A 16,879-nucleotide genomic window follows, 5' to 3' on the forward strand; every position below is an offset into this window, starting at 1 on the left:
GGGTGGAGAGTCGGGAGTCGGAGACCGAACGGGTGACGCGGCAGTTGCGCGAGGAGATCCTCGACGGTGTTCGCGCACCTGGCGAGCGGCTCGTCGAGCGTGAGCTGGCGACGGCTCTGGACGTCAGCCGGGTGCCGGTGCGGGAGGCGCTCAAGGCGCTCGTCGGCGAGGGGCTGGTGACGTTGCGGCCGCGGTCGTGGGCGGTGGTGCGGACGTTCACGGACTCCGACATCGCGGACCTGATCGAGGTACGGACCGCGTTCGAACCGCTGACCTTCCGGTTGGCGGCCGAACGCCGGACCCGGGACGGCCTGGACCGCCTGCAGGCAACGCTCGACGAACACCTGGCCGCCGCGAAGGCAGGCAACGCGGTGCTGGCGCGGCGGAAGGCGGCCGACTTCCACGAGCAGGTCACCGAGCTCGCGTCGAACGAACTACTGATGGAGATCGAACGCCCCCTCCGCAGCCGGCTCCGCTGGCTGCTCACCCAACACGACGACCTGCTCGGCGTCGCCCAGCAACACCGCGAACTGTTCACCGCGATCGCCAACCGCGACGTACCCCTCGCCGAACAACTGGCCGCCGACCACCTGGCACAAGCACAACAAACCCTCCGCAACCTCCGCAGCCCCACCTGATCCAGCCCCGGGATTTTGGTATACCATTCGGGTCATGACCTCTCTGCTGCTTGCCGACGTGCGCCCGTGGGGCGGCGACGCGGTTGACGTGACGATCGTCGACGGTGTCATCTCCGACCTCTCCCCGACCGGGAGCGGCGGCGCGGCGGACGAGCGGGTCGACGGCCGCGGACTGCTCGCGCTGCCCGGGTTCGTGAACGCACACGCGCATGTGGACAAGAGCTGGTGGGGCCAGAAGTGGGTGTCGTACGGCGGACAGCCGACCACCCAGGGCCGGATCGCCCACGAGCGCGCGGAACGGGACAAGTACGGCATCCCGAGCGTCGGCGGCGCGAAGGCGGTGCTGCGGGAGTTCCTCCGGCACGGTACGACGGCCACCCGGACACACGTCGACGTCGACCTGGGCGTCGGGCTGCGCGGGATCGCCAACGTACTGGAGGCGGCCGCCGATCTGAACGGCGCGGTCGAGGTGGAGCTGGTCGCGTTCCCGCAGGACGGGGTACTGCGGCGTCCCGGCGTACTCGAGCTGCTGGACAAGGCCGCGACCGAAGGTGCGACCAGCATCGGCGGCCTGGACCCGGCGACGATCGACCGTGACCCGGTCGGGCAGCTGGACGCGCTGTTCGAGATCGCGGCCCGCCGCGGGGTCGGGATCGACCTGCACCTGCACGACCACGGCGATCTCGGCGCGTTCCAGTACGAGCTGATCGCCGAGCGCACGATCCAGGCCGGCCTGCAGGGCAAGGTGAACGTCTCGCACGGGTTCGCGCTCGGGGAGCTGGAGCCGGCGCGACGGTCCGACCTCGTGCAACTGCTTGCCGAGGCCGGAATGTCCTGGACCACGGTCGCCCCGCCGACGTCGGCCCCGCTGCCGTTCCGCGAGATGCGCGCCACGGGCGTGCCGATCGGCCTCGGTACGGACGGCATCCGCGATCTGTGGTCGCCGTACGGTGACGGTGACCTGCTGCAGATCGCCCGCGGGTTCGCCCGGCTGCACGGGCTGCGCACCGACGAGGACCTGACGTACGCGATCGAGCTCGCGACGACGTACGGCGCCGCGTTCGTCCACCGCGACAACCACGGCCTCACGGTCGGCGCTCGCGCCGACGTCGTACTGCTGGACGCGGAGAACGCGCCGGACGTACTGGTCCGCGCGCCGCGCCGGGAAGTCGTGGTCGCCGGTGGCCAGGTCGTCGTCCGCGACGGCGAACTCCAGGTGTGAGTACGGCAACGGTCGTCGGGCGGACGCTCGGCTCGCTGCGGGACAACCGGTCGTTCCGCCTGTTCTGGTTCTCGAACCTGTTCTTCTTCGGCGGGGTATGGACGCAGACGCTGGTGCTCGGGTGGCTCGCGTACGAGACGACGCACTCGGAATTCCTGGTCGCGGTGTACACCGCCGTGCGGCTGGCGCCGCTGCTACTCGGGCCGTTCGCGGGAGCGTTCGCGGACCGGCACGACCGGGTCCGGCTGCTGATCATCGCGGCGTCGTGGGCGCTGGTCGCGGTCAGTACCGTGGCCACGCTCGCGTCAATCGGCAAAGCGACGTACTGGGTGCTGGTCGTCGGTGGATTCGCGATCGGGCTCGCGCAGTCCCCGTCGCAGCCGGCGCGGGCGTCGCTGGTGATGGACCTGGTCGGTCGGGCGAACATCAGCAACGCGAACGCGCTGAACTCGATGGCGCTGAACATGACCCAGGTGATCGGCCCCGCGATCGGCGGGCTGATGATCACCGGTCTCGGCGCACCGGCGGCGTTGTGGGTGTCGACGTTCTGGTACGCGATCTCGCTCGTCACGTTGCTGCCGCTGCGTGCGTACGGACGGGTGGCCCGCGAGCACACCGGGTCGGCGGTACGGATGGTGACGAGCGGTCTCCGCGACCTCGCGCGGAACCGGCTGACGTCGACGGTGCTGCTGATCACGCTGGCGGCGAACACGATGTTGTGGCCGGTCGCCCAGTCGTTCATGCCGATCTTCGCGCAGGAGTCCTTCGGGCTGAACGCAGCCGGCCTGGGAGGGCTGCTGACCTGCGCGGGCGTCGGCGGGCTCGTCGGCTCGCTGGTGATCGCCTGGCTCGGCGACTTCCGGTTCAAGGGCGGGGTGTTCGTCGTGGGCACGGTGATCTGGGGCACGCTGTGGGCGCTGTTCGCCGTGGCCGCGGGTGCTCGCAACGTCCCGGCGGCGTTCGTGCTCATGGCCGGGATCGGCCTGCTGACGGCGCCGTTCGGCGTACTCCAGACGACCCTCCTGCTGATGACCACGCCCCCTGCGCTGCACGGTCGCGCGCTGGGCGTCCAAGAGCTGGCTATCGGAGTCATGCCCGTTGCCTCGCTCGCCCTCGGCGCCTTCGCGGACCGCTACGGTGTCAACAGCACCACGTTGGTGAGTGCCGTACTCCTCGCCGCCACAGTTCTCGCTCTGGGTCTCTGGACGCCGCGTCTGCTCAAGTACGGGGGCTGAGCGGGAACCTTTCTCGTGGAGGTGACACATAACGGGTGTCAGCTGACCGAGATCGGAGTGTGCATGCGGAGCAGTCCATGAACGGCCTGCGGGTTGTCGAGGTGACGTCGAGGGTGTCGGACGGGTCGTTGTGGGAGCAGGCGACCGCGGGGGACGCCGAGGCGTTCGGGGCGTTGTACGACCGGCATGCGCAGGCGGTGTACTCGTTCCTGTACCGGCGGACCGGGTCCTGGAGCGATGCCGAGGACCTCACGTCGACGGTGTTCCTGCACGCGTGGCGCCGGCGGGCCGACGTCGTACTCGATCGCGACTCGGCACTCCCGTGGCTGCTGCGGGCGGCCGACTACACCGCGCGCAACGAGTGGCGCGCCAAGCTCCGGTACCGCCGGGCGGTCGCGGCCGCGCACGTACTGGCCGGCAACGTCCGCGACCACGCGGACGAGGTCGCCGGGCGGATCGACGACGACGGACGGCTGCAGCGGGCGCGGGAGTCGCTGAAACGGCTCCCGAAACACGAACGCGAGATCGTCGAGCTGTGCATCTGGGCCGGTCTCGACCAGCAGGCCGCGGCGGTAGCACTGGATGTACCGCTCGGCACCGTCAAGTCCCGGCTGTCCCGAGCCCGCAAGCACCTGCGTGAGCTGAACCTTCTCACCACCCTGGAGTCACCGGCATGATCACCTCTCCACCAGACCTGCGCCCGGAAACCCGGGAACGACAGCGGGCCGAGCTCACCGCGATCGTCGCGCACGAGGCCGGCCACAACCCGCGCAGCCGGGTCGTACCGCTGCTGGCCGCCGCGGCCGTGCTTGCCGTCACTGCCGGGCTCGCCTTCGGGATTCCGTCGCTGCGGCACGACAATGCCCCGGCGCCGGCAACCCAGCCGAAGCAGACCGTCGAGCCGCTGAACGCCGCGGACAAGGCCCGGTTCGGCAGGCGCTGCATGCTGCAGATGAACTTCCCGCCCGGCAAGCTGCAGCGCTACGAGGTCGTCGACGGCTTCCGGTTCTCCGCGACCGACGCGTTCACCACCACCTGGGTGGTCGTCCACACCGTCGGACAGTGGATGCCCTGCGGGTTCGATGCCAAGGGCAACCTGAACTCCAGCTTCCCGCAGGGCCGCAACCAGGACCTCTACCGGGCGATCGAGCTGCGCGGCATCGGTGCCGGCGCGTACGCCACGCAGATCAAGCGCATCACCGTTGCCGTCGGCAACCGCGAGCCGGTCGAGGCGGTACTGCGGAACGGCTACTTCTACACCGCCGTACCGTACGTCCGGCTCCGCGGCCCGCACACCGACAGCACCCGGCGCGTCTACGTCGTGCGTGGGTACGACGCAGCGGGCAAGCTGGTCTACACGAGCCCGCGGACCGACGGCGAGGCCCGCGCGCTGAGCAACACGTGCTACATCAGCCCGACCGGCAAGCTCGTGCTCTACCAGAGCGACAACCCGCACCCGGACCCGAAGACCTGCCGCAAGTCCTACGTCTGGAACTACGGACCGAACTGATCAGGGCCGCAGTACGACGCTGGACTCCGCGGTGAGGGCGAGGAAGGTCAGCGACTCCTGCAGGTACAGCGTGACGTTGTCGGCGTCGTGCGACAGGTATCCGATGGACAGGTCCTGGCCGAGATGCAGCTCGTAGTCACCGCCACGGGTGGACACCAGCAACGCGCCCTCGAGCGCAGGAGCCCAGATGATCTCGCCGTCGCCGATCAGCCGGGACAGGTGGTCGCGGATCGGGTAGCCGTGATCAGTGGTCTCAGCCACGGCCGTGTACGCGTCGGCTGACAACAGCAGGCTGTACGGCCCGTTGACCCCAGCCAGCCGGAGGGCCTGCAATGCCTTCGCCACCGTGTCCGGCAGGTCCCTCGCCTCACCGGGCAGCGTCAGTACGTCGTTGGACGTACTCGGGGCGAGTCCGAGGATGCCTGCCGCGTCGGAGCCGTGGAAGACCAGGTGGTCCTCGGCGTACGCGATCTGCTTGGCCGCGTCCTTCACCGGCTGCCAGTCGGAGTCCTTCGCGCCGCGCTCCACGTCGTCGACGGCCTGCCGGGTCACGGTGAACGGGACCCGCAGCTCGATGATCGGCTGCGACTGCCGCCGGAGCGCCTGCACCCCGGCACCCAATGACCGGCCCAGCGCCTCGACCGGCTCGGTGTGGCCGGTACCGACCGAGGACAGGCCGGGTCCGGCCGGGCCGACCAGGTCGACCACGCGGCGGCCGGCGATGTCGCGGGTGAAGGTCCGCCGGGCCTCCTCCTCGATCTCGCCCCAGGCGGCGTCCGAGACCGGGGCGAGCTCGCGGTGCAGGTTGTTCGTCATCTACGACTCCTTCTCAGACTGCCGATCCCGAGCGAGCCGTCCGGACTGGACGCCGGGCCCCGGGTGCTGGGTGCTTCGAGGAACTCCGCGGTCGGTACGAAGAACAGACTGCCCGTGACCGCGGTCGAGAAGTCAAGGATCCGGTCGTGGTTGCCGGGCGGGTCGCCGACGAACATCCGCTGCAGCATCCGCTCGATCACCGACGGCGTAGCGGCGTACCCGATGAAGTACGTACCGAACTCGGCCGCACCCGGTGAGCCGAAGACCATGTTGTCCCGGACGATCTGCCGCTCGGTGCCGTCCGGGTCGACGATCGTGTTCACTGCGACGTGCGAGTTCACCGGCTGATCGGTCAGCTCGATGTCGTCGAGTTTCGACCGGCCGATCACGCGCTCCTGCTCGGCGACCGGGAGCGCCTGCCAGGCGTCCAGGTCGTGCAGGTACTTCTGGACGATCACGTAGCTGCCCCCGGCGTACGCCGGATCCTCGGCGCCGACCGTGATCGCCGCCGTCGCCGCGGCGCCGTCCGGGTTCTCGGTCCCGTCGACGAAGCCGAGCAGGTCGCGCTCGTCGAAGTACTTGAAGCCCTGCACCTCGTCGAGCACCTTGACGTGACCGGCGAGCCGGCGCATCACCTGGCGCTCGAGTTCGAAGCACAGGTCGAGGCGGCGGGCGCGGAGGTGGAAGAGCAGGTCGCCGTGCGTCGCCGGGGCGGTGTGCCGCGCGCCGGACAGCCCACGGAACGGGTGCAGGTCACGCGGCGGCGGGAGCTGGTACAGCCGTCGCCACATCGACGCGCCGATGCCGACGACGCAGCTGAGTTGGTCGTCCGGTGCGCGGAACCCGACCGCTCGGGTCAGGCCGGCCAGGTCCGCGAGCAGGTCCCGCGCGGTGTCCTCGGAACCGGGACGTACGTCTACCACCAGGAAGATCGCCGCCTTCGCGGGCTCCCGCAGTACGTCCTGGGTCATGTGGTTACGACCACCACTTGCCGCTCGCCGAGAGCGCGTCGGCGGTCCGGCCGGTGGTGTCGAGGGCGTCCAGGTCGGCCATCGCGGCGTCGTCGAGTTCGAAGTCGAAGACGTCGAAGTTCTCCACGATCCGGTCCTGGTGAACCGACTTCGGGATCACCGACAGACCCTTCTGGACCGCCCAGCGGATCAGCACCTGCGCCGGCGTGTGGCCGGTGGCCTGCGCGATCCGGCTGAGGACCGGGCCGTCGAGGTGCTTGCCGGTGCCGAGCGGGCTGTACGCCTGGACGACGACGCCGGCCGCCTCGCAGGCGTCGACGAGGCCGGCCCGGTACTCGAACGGGCTGAACTGGACCTGGTTCACGACCGGCTGGATCCGGGCCGTCTTGCCCAGCTCGGCGAGCTCGCCGGCGCTGAAGTTCGAGATGCCGATGCCCTTGGTCAGACCGCCGTCGACGGCGGCCTCCATCCCCGGCCAGGCCCAGGTCGGCCCGCCCTGCGGCCAGTGGATCAGGTACAGGTCGAGGTACTCGGTGCCGAGCCGCTCCAGGCTCTTCTCCGCCTCGGCCCGCGGGTCCTTCCCGCCCGGGTAGAACTTCGTGGTCAGGAAGATCTCCGCGCGCGGGATCCCGCTCTCGCGAATCGCCTTCCCGACGCTGGCCTCGTTGCGGTACGCCTGCGCGGTGTCGATCAGCCGGTACCCGGCCTCGAGCGCCCAGGCCACCGCCCGCTCGGTCTCGACCCCGTCCCGGGCCTGCCAGACCCCCAGGCCCAGCACAGGCAACTCAGTTCCGTTCGACAGCGTGCGCGTGGTCATGAACCCGGTTCTACCACGCCCTACAACTTGTTGGCGTGGCGGATCACGTCGACGACGTCGGACATCATGCCGGTCAGGTCGTAGTCCTTCGGGGTGTAGATCGCGGCTACGCCGGCCGCACGAAGGGCGGTGGCGTCCGCCTCGGGGACGATGCCGCCGACGACGACGGGCACGTCTTCGAGGCCGGCTTCGCGGAGCCCCTCGACCACCTGCGGGACCAGTTCCATGTGTGAGCCGGACAGGATCGACAGGCCGACGCAGTGGACGTCCTCGGCGACCGCGGCGGCGACGATCTGCTCAGGCGTCAGGCGGATGCCCTGGTAGATCACCTCGAAGCCGACGTCACGAGCGCGGACCGCGACCTGCTCGGCGCCGTTCGAGTGACCGTCCAGCCCGGGCTTGCCGACCAGGAAACGCAACCGCCCGCCCAACTCCGCCGACGTCGCGCCGACCTTCTCCCGCACCGCGGCAATCGCCGCGCCGCCGCCGGACACCCCGACGGATCCGGAGACGCCTGTCGGTGCGCGGTACTCGCCGTACATCTCCCGCAGTACTCCGGCCCACTCCCCCGTCGTCACGCCGGCGCGGGCGCATTCGAGCGTGACCGGCATCAGGTTGTCGGTCGTCTTCGCGGCCGCCCGGAGCTTGGCCAGGGCGTTGTCCACAGCGGCCGCATCCCGAGTAGCGCGCCACTTCCGCAGGGACTCGAGCGCGGCCGACTCGGCGGCCGGGTCGACGGTCTGGATCGCGGTGTCCAGGTCGGCGGTCAGCGGCGACGGCTCGGTGTTCTCGAACTTGTTCACGCCGACGACGATCTGCTCGCCGGACTCGATCCGCTGCCGGCGTTCCGCGTGCGAGGCGACCAGCGCCTGCTTCAGGTACCCGCTCTCGACCGCGGCGACCGCGCCGCCCATCGCCTGCACGCGATCGATCTCCTCCTGCGCGCCGGCGACCAGTTCGTCGACCTTCGCCTCGATCACGTGCGAACCGTCGAAGATGTCGTCGTACTCCAGCAGGTCGGACTCGTACGCCAGCACCTGCTGCATCCGCAGCGACCACTGCTGGTCCCACGGCCGCGGCAGCCCGAGCGCCTCGTTCCAGGCCGGCAGCTGGACCGCCCGCGCCCGTGCGTTCTTCGACAGCGTCACGCCGAGCATCTCCAGCACGATCCGCTGCACGTTGTTCTCCGGCTGCGCCTCGGTCAGCCCGAGCGAGTTCACCTGGACGCCGTACCGCAGCCGGCGCGCCTTCGCATCCGCCACGCCGTACCGCTCCAGCGTCAACTGGTCCCAGAGGCGGACGAAGGCGCGCATCTTGCACGTCTCCTCGACGAACCGCACACCGGCGTTGACGAAGAACGAGATCCGCTGCACGACGTCCCCGAACCGCTCCGGCGGAACCTGCCCGCCGTCGCGGACCCGGTCCAGCACCGCGATCGCCGTCGACAACGCGAACGCCAGCTCCTGTACGGGCGTCGCGCCGGCCTCCTGCAGGTGGTAGCTGCAGATGTTGATCGGGTTCCACTTCGGCATGTTCGCGACCGTGTACGCGATCACGTCGGTGGTCAGCCGCAGCGAGGCGTCCGGCGGGAACGCGTACGTCCCGCGGGACAGGTACTCCTTGACGATGTCGTTCTGCGTCGTACCGGTCAGCTCGTCCGGCAGCGCGCCCTGCTCCTGCGCGGCGACCTGGTACAGCGCGAGCAGCCACATCGCGGTGGCGTTGATCGTCATCGACGTGTTCATCTGCGCCAGCGGGATCTGGTCGAACAGCGCCCGTACGTCGCCCAGGTGCGCGACCGGTACGCCGACCTTCCCGACCTCGCCCTTCGCGAGCGCGTGGTCCGCGTCGTACCCGGTCTGCGTGGGCAGGTCGAAGGCGACCGACAGCCCGGTCTGCCCCTTCGCGAGGTTCCGCCGGAACAGCGCGTTGGACTCGGCCGCGGAGGAGTGGCCCGCGTACGTCCGCATCACCCAGGGTCGATCCATGTACCCGAGAGTAGGACTGTGTTCCCTTGTGAGTCGCCCCCTCGTGACTGGTGTCACGAGGGGCCTACATCACAGTCAGGCGCTGATCGGCAACGGTGTCCGTTCGACGTTCAGGACGCGGTGCAGGCGGGTGACGGCGAGGATTCTGATCACCGACGGCATCGGGTGCCAGAGGACCAGTTGGCGGCCGAGGAGCTGGGTGCGGCGGTGGGTCGCGACCAGCAGGCCGAGGCCGGTCGCGTCGACCGCATCGACCTCCTCGAGGTCGACGATCACGTCGCCGGTCGAGGTGTCGATCAAGTGGTTGAGGGTTTGACGGACGTCACCCACGGATCGGACGTCCAGGATCCCGGTCAGATGCACGACGTTGTCCGGGTTGTTCGAGTGGTCAGTGTTGTCAGCAAGCTCGAGCATGTGCGTGCCCTCCGCTCTTCCGGCGGCCCCCGAGTTCCATCGGCCGCGTGACAGCGCTTGTGTTCGTAAAGACTCCCCGAAGACACGGAAGGTTGCCAACCTCTCACGATCTTTTGATTCGCGAGACAATGTGATGGTGTTCGCCGAGGATTACTTCCTGTTCCCGGTGGTGGCCATCGCCCTGGCCGGCGTGATGGTGCTGCTGTGCCGCTGGGCGTTCTCGAAGGCCAAGGGCGGGTCGCTGGTCCGCCGGGTCGACCAGACCCCCGCCGAGCGGGACTCGTTCGGCCTGCTCACCGACATCCGCACCGTCCCGAACTACAACGAGGCCCGGGTGCTGGTCGCGCGGCTGAAGGACTTCGGGATCAAGGCGACCGCGGCCCGCACCACCGAAGGTTGGACGGTCTACGTCTGGCCGCGGGACGAGGCCGCCGCCCGCGGTCTGCTCGATCACTCCTGATGTACACCTGAGAGCGGTCTCAGGCGTCATCTCACCATGACGCCCGAAGCCGGTCTGGCCTTTCCGTCGCAAGCTGTCGTCCCGGCCGACGAGGACGCCCGCGCACTGGAGGCGTCGGCGCACGACCCCGAGCGCTTCTCGGCCGTCTTCGACAAGTACTTCGATCAGGTGCACGGCTACGTCGCCCGGCGGCTCGGGCCCGACGTAGCGGACGACCTGGCGGCGGAAACGTTCCTGATCGCATTCCGGCAGCGGGAGCGGTTCGACCACCGGCACGGGGTGGTCCGGGCGTGGCTGTACGGCATCGCGACCAACCTGATCCGGCGGCACCGGCGGGACGAAGTGCGCGCGTTGCGGGCCATGGCGAAGCTCCCGGCACCGATACCGGCCGGTCCGCACGAAGACCGCGTCGCCGCACAAGTGACCGCGCAGGGCGCGTCCCGCGAACTGGCCGCCGCACTCGCTTCGTTGAACGCCAAGGACCGGGAGGTGTTGCTCCTGGTGGCACTCGGCCAGCTGACGTATGCCGAGGTCGCCGCAGCACTCGGAATCGCCTACGGAACCGTATGCTCCCGCCTGTCCCGCGCAAGACGAGCCGTCCGCGCATCACTCGGTACGGCGATTACAACAGCTACTGCCTTGGTGGCCGTGACTGGGCTTGGGGGTGCGCTGTTGGTGGGACACGATGACGCTGTGCCGGCTGGTCCGACCACGACTACTGCTCCTCGAGTCAGGACGGCTGCTGAGGTGTTGATCGCGCTCGCGGTCCAGCAGGAGAAGGACGAGAAGGTGTCCGGTACGTACTTCCGGGTGCGGAGCCTCCAGGTGACGACGGGGAAGTACGCACGGCGAACCATCATCGAGAGCTGGATGCCGATGAAGGCAGGGGTTGCCTCGTGGTTCGGCTGGGTCGACCTGGACCACCCGGAACCGGTCGTGAACAAGATGTCGTTCCGCGACGTACCGCCTGGGTACTACCTGACCGGTGAGAAACCACTGAGCGCCAAGCAGATCGCTGCGCTGCCTACTGACCCCGCAGCTCTTCGCAAGGCCCTCCTGACGCCAGGGCTGAGTGCGGACGAGCAGGACTACGCGGTGTTCTCCGCTGCCGGACGTCTGCTGTTCGAGATGCCGTCACCGCCCAAGCTCCGCGGAGCCGCGCTCCGCGTCCTGGCCGCGCTCCCCGGCACCCGCATCCGCACCGGAGTAAAGGACCCGATCGGCCGGACGGGCATCGAGGTGAGCCTCACGCAGCCCCGGACTACGAGGTTCGCCATGGCGACGACGTACGTCATCGACCCGACCAGCGGCCGGCTCCTCAGCTCCACGGTCCACGGTCTGAAGTCCGGGTCGACCGTGGTGCTCGAATCCGGGTGGACCGACGACAGGCCGACGCCGCCGTCGACCCACATCCGTTAGTCCGGCTTCGGTCGGGGTCTAGGGTCGGGAGTATGGGGACTCTGCTTGAGCTCGACTTGACCCGCGGTGTACTCGAGACGCCGCCCGCTTCACCGATTGCGGCGTTCCGGGCGCGGCATCTGCCGACGCTGCGGGAGCTGGTGGCCGCGCTGCGGAAGGGCGCCCGCGACGACAGTGTGGTCGGGGTCGTCGCGCACGTCGGCGGTCCCCGGTTGTCGCTCGCGCAGGTGCAGGAGCTGCGCGAGGCCGTCGCGGACTTCCGTACGTCGGGGAAGCCCGCGGTGGCGTGGACCGAGTCGTTCGGGGAGAGCGGCCAGGGCACGGTTCCGTACTACCTGGCGACAGCGTTCGACGAGATCTGGGTACAGCCGTCCGGCGACCTCGCGATCACCGGTGTGACCGTACAGGCCGTCTTCATTCGCGGTGCACTCGACAAGGCCGGGGTGATCCCGCAGTTCGGGAAGCGGCGTGAGTACAAGACGGCCGCCGACACGTTCACGGAGCGGGAGATGACCGCGCCCGCCCGCGAGATGGCGTCGCGGCTGGCGGAGTCGGCGTACGAGCAGATCGTCGAGGGCATCGCCGTACGGCGTCGACTGGACACGGCACGCGTACGGGAGCTCGTGGACAGCGCGCCGCTCGCCGCGCAGGCGGGTCTTGATGCCGGTCTGGTGGATCGGCTCGGCTACCGGTCGGACGTGTACGACGAGCTCGAGAAGCAGCTGCAGTACGACGACAGGCTGCTGGCGGAGCGGTACATCCGCCGTGGACCGCGGACGCTGGACGAGGTACGCAAGACGCTGCCCTGGCCGCAGAAGCCACTGGTGGCAGTGGTACGCGTGACGGGCGGTATCTCTGTCGGCCGCAACTCCAACAGCCCCATGGGTGGACCTGGCTCCGGCTCTGACACCGTGGGCGCCGCTTTGCGTGCTGTCGCTGCCAACGACCACGTCAAGGCGGTAGTGCTGCGCGTAGACAGCCCAGGTGGTTCGTACGTCGCCTCAGACGCCATCCGCAACGAGGTACTGCGACTGCGCTCCACCGGACGTCCCGTGATCGCGTCGATGGGTGGAGTCGCGGCCTCAGGTGGGTACTTCGTTGCGATGCCCGCTGACGTCATCGTGGCGCAGCCAGGCACCATCACCGGCTCCATCGGTGTGCTGACCGGCAAGGGCGTCGTACGCGATGCACTGGGTCGCATCGGGATCTCCCGCGAGGCCGTGTCCGAGGGGGCGAACGCGGAGATGTTCTCGGCGCAGGAGGAGTTCACCGACGAGCAGTGGGCGCGGCTGGAGGAAATACTCGACCGCATCTACAAGGACTTCGTCGCGAAGGCCGCCCAGGACAGGGGTCTTCCGGAGGATCGGCTGGAATCACTGGCTCGCGGACGGGTCTGGACCGGTGCGGACGCGCACAGCCACAAGCTGATCGACGAACTGGGCGGTTTCCAGCACGCGCTGACGCTGGCGTGCAACCGGGCCGGTCTGGACCGCGACGAGATCGCCGTGACCTCCGCACCGCACCGCAACCTGCTCAGCCAGCTCAAGGCGCCGACAACGACCGATGATCTGGCAGTCAGCGCCGTACCACTCACACTCGACGGCCTGACCACCGGTCTCTACAGCGCCCTGGGCCTGCCGCCCGCGGGAGTATTGCGGATGCCCTTCAGTTGGGAAATCAGCTAGTCGCGTTCGCCGCCGGGTACCCAGAGGACGTCGCCGCCGGAGGAGAGGTTGGCGACGCGGCCGAGGATGAACAGCAGGTCGGACAAGCGGTTCAGGTACGTGATTGCGAGCAGGTTGACCGACGGGCCGTGCGCCTCGACCGCGGCCCAGCCGGCCCGCTCCGCGCGCCGGACGACCGCGCGGGCGACGTTCAGATACGCGGCGCCCTCCGTGCCGCCCGGGAGGATGAACGAGCGGAGCTTGGTCAAACGATTGTTGTACTCGTCGCACCAGCCTTCGAGCCGGTCGACGTACTCCTGGGTGATCCGCAGCGGCGGGTACTCCGGATCGGGCGTGATCGGGTTGCACAGGTCCGCGCCGACGTCGAACAGGTCGTTCTGGATCCGGGTCAGCAGTACCGCGATCGCGCTGTTCAGGTGCCCGGCCGCGATCGCCACTCCGATCGCCGAGTTCGCCTCGTCGACCTCGCCGTACGCGGCCAGCCGCGGATCGGTCTTCGACGTCGTGGAGTTGTCGCCGAGGCGGGTCTCGCCGGCGTCACCGGTGCGGGTGTAGATCCGCGTCAAGTTCACAGCCATGCCAGGACTCTACGCAAAGCCGGATCCGCTCAAACGCTACAGTCGACCGGTGGAACGGTTTCGGATCGCGGGTGAGGCACGGCTCGACGGCGCTGTCGAGGTGGCCGGGGCGAAGAACAGTGTGCTCAAGCTGATGGCGGCAGCGCTGCTGGCGGAGGGTACGACGACGCTGCGGCAGGTGCCGGGCATTCTCGACGTCACGTTCATGGCGCAACTGCTGGACACGCTCGGTTGCTCGGTGAAGGTCGACGGCGAGCTCGGGATCGCGACGATCGCGGTGCCCGGAAGCATCGGGCACCAGTGCGACTACGAACTGGTCCGCAAGCTCCGGGCGTCGATCTCGGTGCTCGGACCGCTGCTGGGCCGCTGCGGTCAGGCGGAGGTGGCGCTGCCCGGCGGCGACAACATCGGGTCCCGCGGGCTGAACATGCACGTCGCCGGCCTGGAGGCGATGGGCGCGAAGGTGCACATCGAACACGGCTTCGTGATCGCCGAGGCACCGCAGGGCCTGCACGGCGCCGAGGTCTGGCTGGACTTCCCGAGTGTCGGCGCGACCGAGACGATCATGATGGCCGCGGTGCTCGCGAAGGGTACGACGATCATCGAGAACGCCGCCCGCGAACCGGAGATCCAGGACATCGCCGCGATGCTGGTCGAGATGGGCGCGATGATCGACGGCGCCGGGTCGCCGCGGATCGAGATCACCGGCGTCGACGGCCTGCTCAACCCGGTCGACCACGTGGTCGTGCCGGACCGGATCGTGTCCGGCAGTTGGGCGTTCGCGGCCGCGATCACCAAGGGTGACGTCACGATCAGCAACGGGCACGCCGAGCACCTGGAGCTGCCGCTCGACAAGCTGCACAAGGCGGGCGCGGAGATCACCGTGCTGAACCCGGGCTTCCGGGTCCGGATGCACGACCGGCCGAAGCCGGTCGACGTGGTCACGCTGCCGTACCCGGGATTCGCGACCGACCTGCAGGCGTTCGTGATCGCCTTGAACGCATTGAGTGACGGCGCCGCGATGGTGACCGAGAACCTGTTCGAGGGCCGGTTCACGTTCGCACAAGAGCTCACCCGGCTCGGCGCGCAGATCCAGACCGACGGGCATCACGCGGTCGTCCGCGGCGTACCGCGGCTGTCCGGTGCGCCGGTCGTCGCCTCCGACATCCGCGCGGGTGCGGCGCTCGTCCTGGCCGGTCTCGCCGCGGAGGGTGAGACCTTGGTCTCGGCCGCCCACCACGTACACCGCGGCTACACCGATTTCGCCGGCAACCTCCGCCGCCTCGGCGCCGACGTCGTCGTGGAACCTGACGATGCGGAGATGTACTGGAGCTAATAGGCTCGCCCGCATGACTGAGCGCGTGGTGAAGCCGGTTGGGCGGGGATTCTTGTTCCTGGACTCGCATCCCGCGGGGTGTGCGCGGGTGGTGCGGGACATGGCTGCCGAGGTCGACGCGCGACCGGCCGAGCGGCGTACGGCGTTGGTGATCGGGTCGAGTTCCGGGTACGGGCTCGCGACCACGATCGCGGCGCTCGCGCGGTTCGGGGTCGACGGGATCGGCATCTGCTTCGAGAAGGCGGCCACGGCCCGTCGTACGGCGACCGCCGGCTGGTACCGCACCGCCGAGACCGCCGCACTCGCCGCGGAGCTCGGCCGGTCGTGGACGTTCGTGAACGCGGACGCCTTCGCGGACACCACCAAGGACGAGGTGCTCGACCTGGTCTCGGAAAAACTCGGCAAGCTCGACCACCTGATCTACAGCGTCGCCGCTCCCCGTCGTACGGACCCGCGCAACGGCGAGACGTACCAATCGGTGCTGAAGGCGATCGGTGCCCCGCACACCACGAAGAGCCTCGCGTTCGACGACGGCACGCCGGTGCTGCAGGAGGTCGGGATCGAGGTCGCGACCGACGACGAGATCGCGCAGACCGTGAAGGTGATGGGCGGCGAGGACTGGGCGCGCTGGATCACCGCACTGCAGGACCGCGACCTGCTCGGGCCCGCGTTCAACACGGTCGCCCTCACCTACATCGGCTCCGAACTGACCGGCCCGCTCTACCGCCAGGGTTCGATCGGCGCGGCCAAGGCGGATCTGGAGCAGACCGCGCTGAAGCTGGCCGCGGACGGGGTCGCCGCGATGACCTCGGTCAACGGCGCGGCCGTCACCCAGGCGTCGTCCGCGATCCCCGGTATCGGCCTGTACGTCAGCCTGCTCCACAAGGTCACCGGTCTGCAGACGCCTGTGCAGCAGTCGATCGCGCTGTGGGAACAGCTCACCGGCGAAGCATCGCCCGACCTGGACGACGAGGGCCGGATCCGGCTCGACCGCTGGGAGCTGAACGACGACGTGCAGAACGCCGTACGCGCCCAGTGGCAGTCCGCGACCCATGGCAACATCGCCGAGGTCGCGGACGCCGCCTGGTTCCTGGCCGAAGTACGCCGGCTGTACGGCTTCGACGTACCGGCCGTGGACTACGACGCGGAGACCGAGGTCGACGTGGAGTGGCCTGCCTGACCTGCTAATCCCGCGCGCGGTACTTGCGCATCTTGTTGCGGGCACCGCAGATCGACATCGTGCACCACCGACTGCGGCCCGCCGGACTGCGGTCGTAGTACACCCAACGGCAGGTGTCGGCGGCGCACGCCTTCAGACGCGGCCACGTACCGTCCGCCGAGGCCGTGGCGATGTCCGCCGCGATCCGGGCGACCAAGGCCGGTACGTCGCGGAGTCCCGCGGCCGGCCGGATCGCCACACCGCCGTCGGCTGACATCGCCAACGCCAGCGGCGCATCCGCCAGCAGCCGTTCGAGGGTCGCGAGCGATTCACGCGGTACGTCGACACCGGCATGCGCCTGGCAGACATCGCGCATCGCCTCGCGCACCGTCAGCACCTGGTCGAGCCCGGCCGCATCGAAGTGCAGGCCGGGCAGCCCGTGGTCGGCGCAGAACGTGCTCAGGTCCGCGGGGCGCGCGAGCAGCTCCCGCTCCGCTTCCAGGTCGACGGTGTTGACCAGGTCCTGGACGAGGACGAGCGGCTCCGGCGCCGGGGTGCGCTCGCCTGGCTGAATCACGATTGCCACGTTACCCCTCATAGGGCATCATCTGGTAACAGTTACTAGATCAGA

Annotated in this window: 17 protein-coding genes; 10 read left to right on the top strand and 7 right to left on the bottom strand. The window is 69.3% G+C overall.

Annotated elements, in window-relative coordinates:
* Positions 1-2: 2 nt before the first annotated feature.
* The 5 genes from ACFYRU_RS35130 (at position 3) to ACFYRU_RS35150 (ending at position 4,605) form a co-directional block, all read left to right on the top strand.
* Positions 3-638, top strand: coding sequence for a GntR family transcriptional regulator (locus ACFYRU_RS35130; protein ID WP_387667032.1), 636 nt, complete (start codon positions 3-5; stop codon positions 636-638).
* 34 nt (positions 639-672) lie between these two features.
* Positions 673-1,860 carry an amidohydrolase gene (locus tag ACFYRU_RS35135; protein ID WP_387667035.1) on the top strand — a complete coding sequence of 396 codons (1,188 nt, stop codon included), beginning with the start codon at positions 673-675 and terminating at the stop codon, positions 1,858-1,860.
* Complete coding sequence (locus ACFYRU_RS35140; RefSeq protein ID WP_387667038.1) at positions 1,857-3,095, top strand: MFS transporter; 1,239 nt, start codon at positions 1,857-1,859, stop codon at positions 3,093-3,095. Before ACFYRU_RS35135 ends, ACFYRU_RS35140 begins: the two co-directional genes overlap by 4 nt.
* Positions 3,096-3,172: 77 nt before the next feature.
* Entirely contained in the window at positions 3,173-3,772 is a 600-nt protein-coding gene (locus tag ACFYRU_RS35145) for an RNA polymerase sigma factor (protein WP_387667041.1), read from the top strand.
* Positions 3,769-4,605: a hypothetical protein gene (locus ACFYRU_RS35150; RefSeq protein WP_387667044.1), complete on the top strand. Its 837-nt coding sequence runs from the start codon at positions 3,769-3,771 to the stop codon at positions 4,603-4,605. The genes ACFYRU_RS35145 and ACFYRU_RS35150 overlap by 4 nt, the downstream gene beginning before the upstream one ends.
* On the opposite strand, the gene ACFYRU_RS35155 is transcribed toward ACFYRU_RS35150, so the two are convergent.
* The 5 genes from ACFYRU_RS35155 to ACFYRU_RS35175 are packed head-to-tail and all read right to left on the bottom strand — an operon-like array spanning position 4,606 to position 9,611.
* A complete protein-coding gene (locus ACFYRU_RS35155) occupies positions 4,606-5,421 on the bottom strand; it encodes a family 1 encapsulin nanocompartment shell protein (RefSeq protein ID WP_387667046.1) in 816 nt (271 codons plus the stop codon).
* Positions 5,418-6,392 (bottom strand): Dyp-type peroxidase, encoded by a 975-nt coding sequence (locus ACFYRU_RS35160; RefSeq protein WP_387667049.1) that lies wholly within the window; start codon positions 6,390-6,392, stop codon positions 5,418-5,420. The genes ACFYRU_RS35155 and ACFYRU_RS35160 overlap by 4 nt, the downstream gene beginning before the upstream one ends.
* A 4-nt stretch (positions 6,393-6,396) precedes the next feature.
* The gene (locus ACFYRU_RS35165; RefSeq protein ID WP_387667051.1) at positions 6,397-7,209 is read right to left on the bottom strand and encodes an aldo/keto reductase; all 813 of its coding nucleotides are present in this window, start codon (positions 7,207-7,209) and stop codon (positions 6,397-6,399) included.
* A gap of 20 nt (positions 7,210-7,229) precedes the next feature.
* Positions 7,230-9,254 carry a protein meaA gene (locus ACFYRU_RS35170; RefSeq protein ID WP_387667053.1) on the bottom strand — a complete coding sequence of 675 codons (2,025 nt, stop codon included), beginning with the start codon at positions 9,252-9,254 and terminating at the stop codon, positions 7,230-7,232.
* A gap of 18 nt (positions 9,255-9,272) precedes the next feature.
* The gene (locus ACFYRU_RS35175; RefSeq protein WP_387667056.1) at positions 9,273-9,611 is read right to left on the bottom strand and encodes an STAS domain-containing protein; all 339 of its coding nucleotides are present in this window, start codon (positions 9,609-9,611) and stop codon (positions 9,273-9,275) included.
* 133 nt (positions 9,612-9,744) lie between these two features.
* Here ACFYRU_RS35175 and ACFYRU_RS35180 point away from each other — a divergent pair, with 133 nt between their 5' ends.
* From ACFYRU_RS35180 to sppA, 3 genes are read left to right on the top strand one after another with little or no spacing between them, the layout of a single operon-like run.
* On the top strand, positions 9,745-10,071 hold the full coding sequence (locus ACFYRU_RS35180; RefSeq protein WP_387667058.1) for a hypothetical protein: 327 nt from the start codon (positions 9,745-9,747) through the stop codon (positions 10,069-10,071).
* A gap of 36 nt (positions 10,072-10,107) precedes the next feature.
* Complete coding sequence (locus tag ACFYRU_RS35185) at positions 10,108-11,490, top strand: CU044_5270 family protein (protein ID WP_387667061.1); 1,383 nt, start codon at positions 10,108-10,110, stop codon at positions 11,488-11,490.
* A gap of 32 nt (positions 11,491-11,522) precedes the next feature.
* Positions 11,523-13,175 carry a signal peptide peptidase SppA gene (gene sppA, locus ACFYRU_RS35190; RefSeq protein ID WP_387667063.1) on the top strand — a complete coding sequence of 551 codons (1,653 nt, stop codon included), beginning with the start codon at positions 11,523-11,525 and terminating at the stop codon, positions 13,173-13,175.
* Here the strand turns inward: sppA and ACFYRU_RS35195 are convergent.
* Positions 13,172-13,753: a cob(I)yrinic acid a,c-diamide adenosyltransferase gene (locus ACFYRU_RS35195; protein ID WP_387667065.1), complete on the bottom strand. Its 582-nt coding sequence runs from the start codon at positions 13,751-13,753 to the stop codon at positions 13,172-13,174. The two genes, sppA and ACFYRU_RS35195, sit on opposite strands and share 4 nt — an antisense overlap.
* 49 nt (positions 13,754-13,802) lie before the next feature.
* On the opposite strand from ACFYRU_RS35195, the gene murA reads away from it, so the two are divergent.
* The gene (gene murA / locus ACFYRU_RS35200; RefSeq protein ID WP_387667068.1) at positions 13,803-15,089 is read left to right on the top strand and encodes a UDP-N-acetylglucosamine 1-carboxyvinyltransferase; all 1,287 of its coding nucleotides are present in this window, start codon (positions 13,803-13,805) and stop codon (positions 15,087-15,089) included.
* Between the two features lie 13 nt (positions 15,090-15,102).
* Positions 15,103-16,269 (top strand): enoyl-[acyl-carrier-protein] reductase FabV, encoded by a 1,167-nt coding sequence (fabV, locus tag ACFYRU_RS35205; RefSeq protein WP_387667071.1) that lies wholly within the window; start codon positions 15,103-15,105, stop codon positions 16,267-16,269.
* Positions 16,270-16,273: 4 nt separating this feature from the next.
* Here the strand turns inward: fabV and ACFYRU_RS35210 are convergent, their stop codons facing one another.
* Positions 16,274-16,825: a CGNR zinc finger domain-containing protein gene (locus ACFYRU_RS35210; RefSeq protein ID WP_387667074.1), complete on the bottom strand. Its 552-nt coding sequence runs from the start codon at positions 16,823-16,825 to the stop codon at positions 16,274-16,276.
* Between the last annotated feature and the right edge of the window lie 54 nt (positions 16,826-16,879).

Origin of the sequence: Kribbella sp. NPDC004536, from assembly GCF_042873835.1 — a bacterium.
Taxonomy (GTDB): Bacteria; Actinomycetota; Actinomycetes; order Propionibacteriales; family Kribbellaceae; genus Kribbella.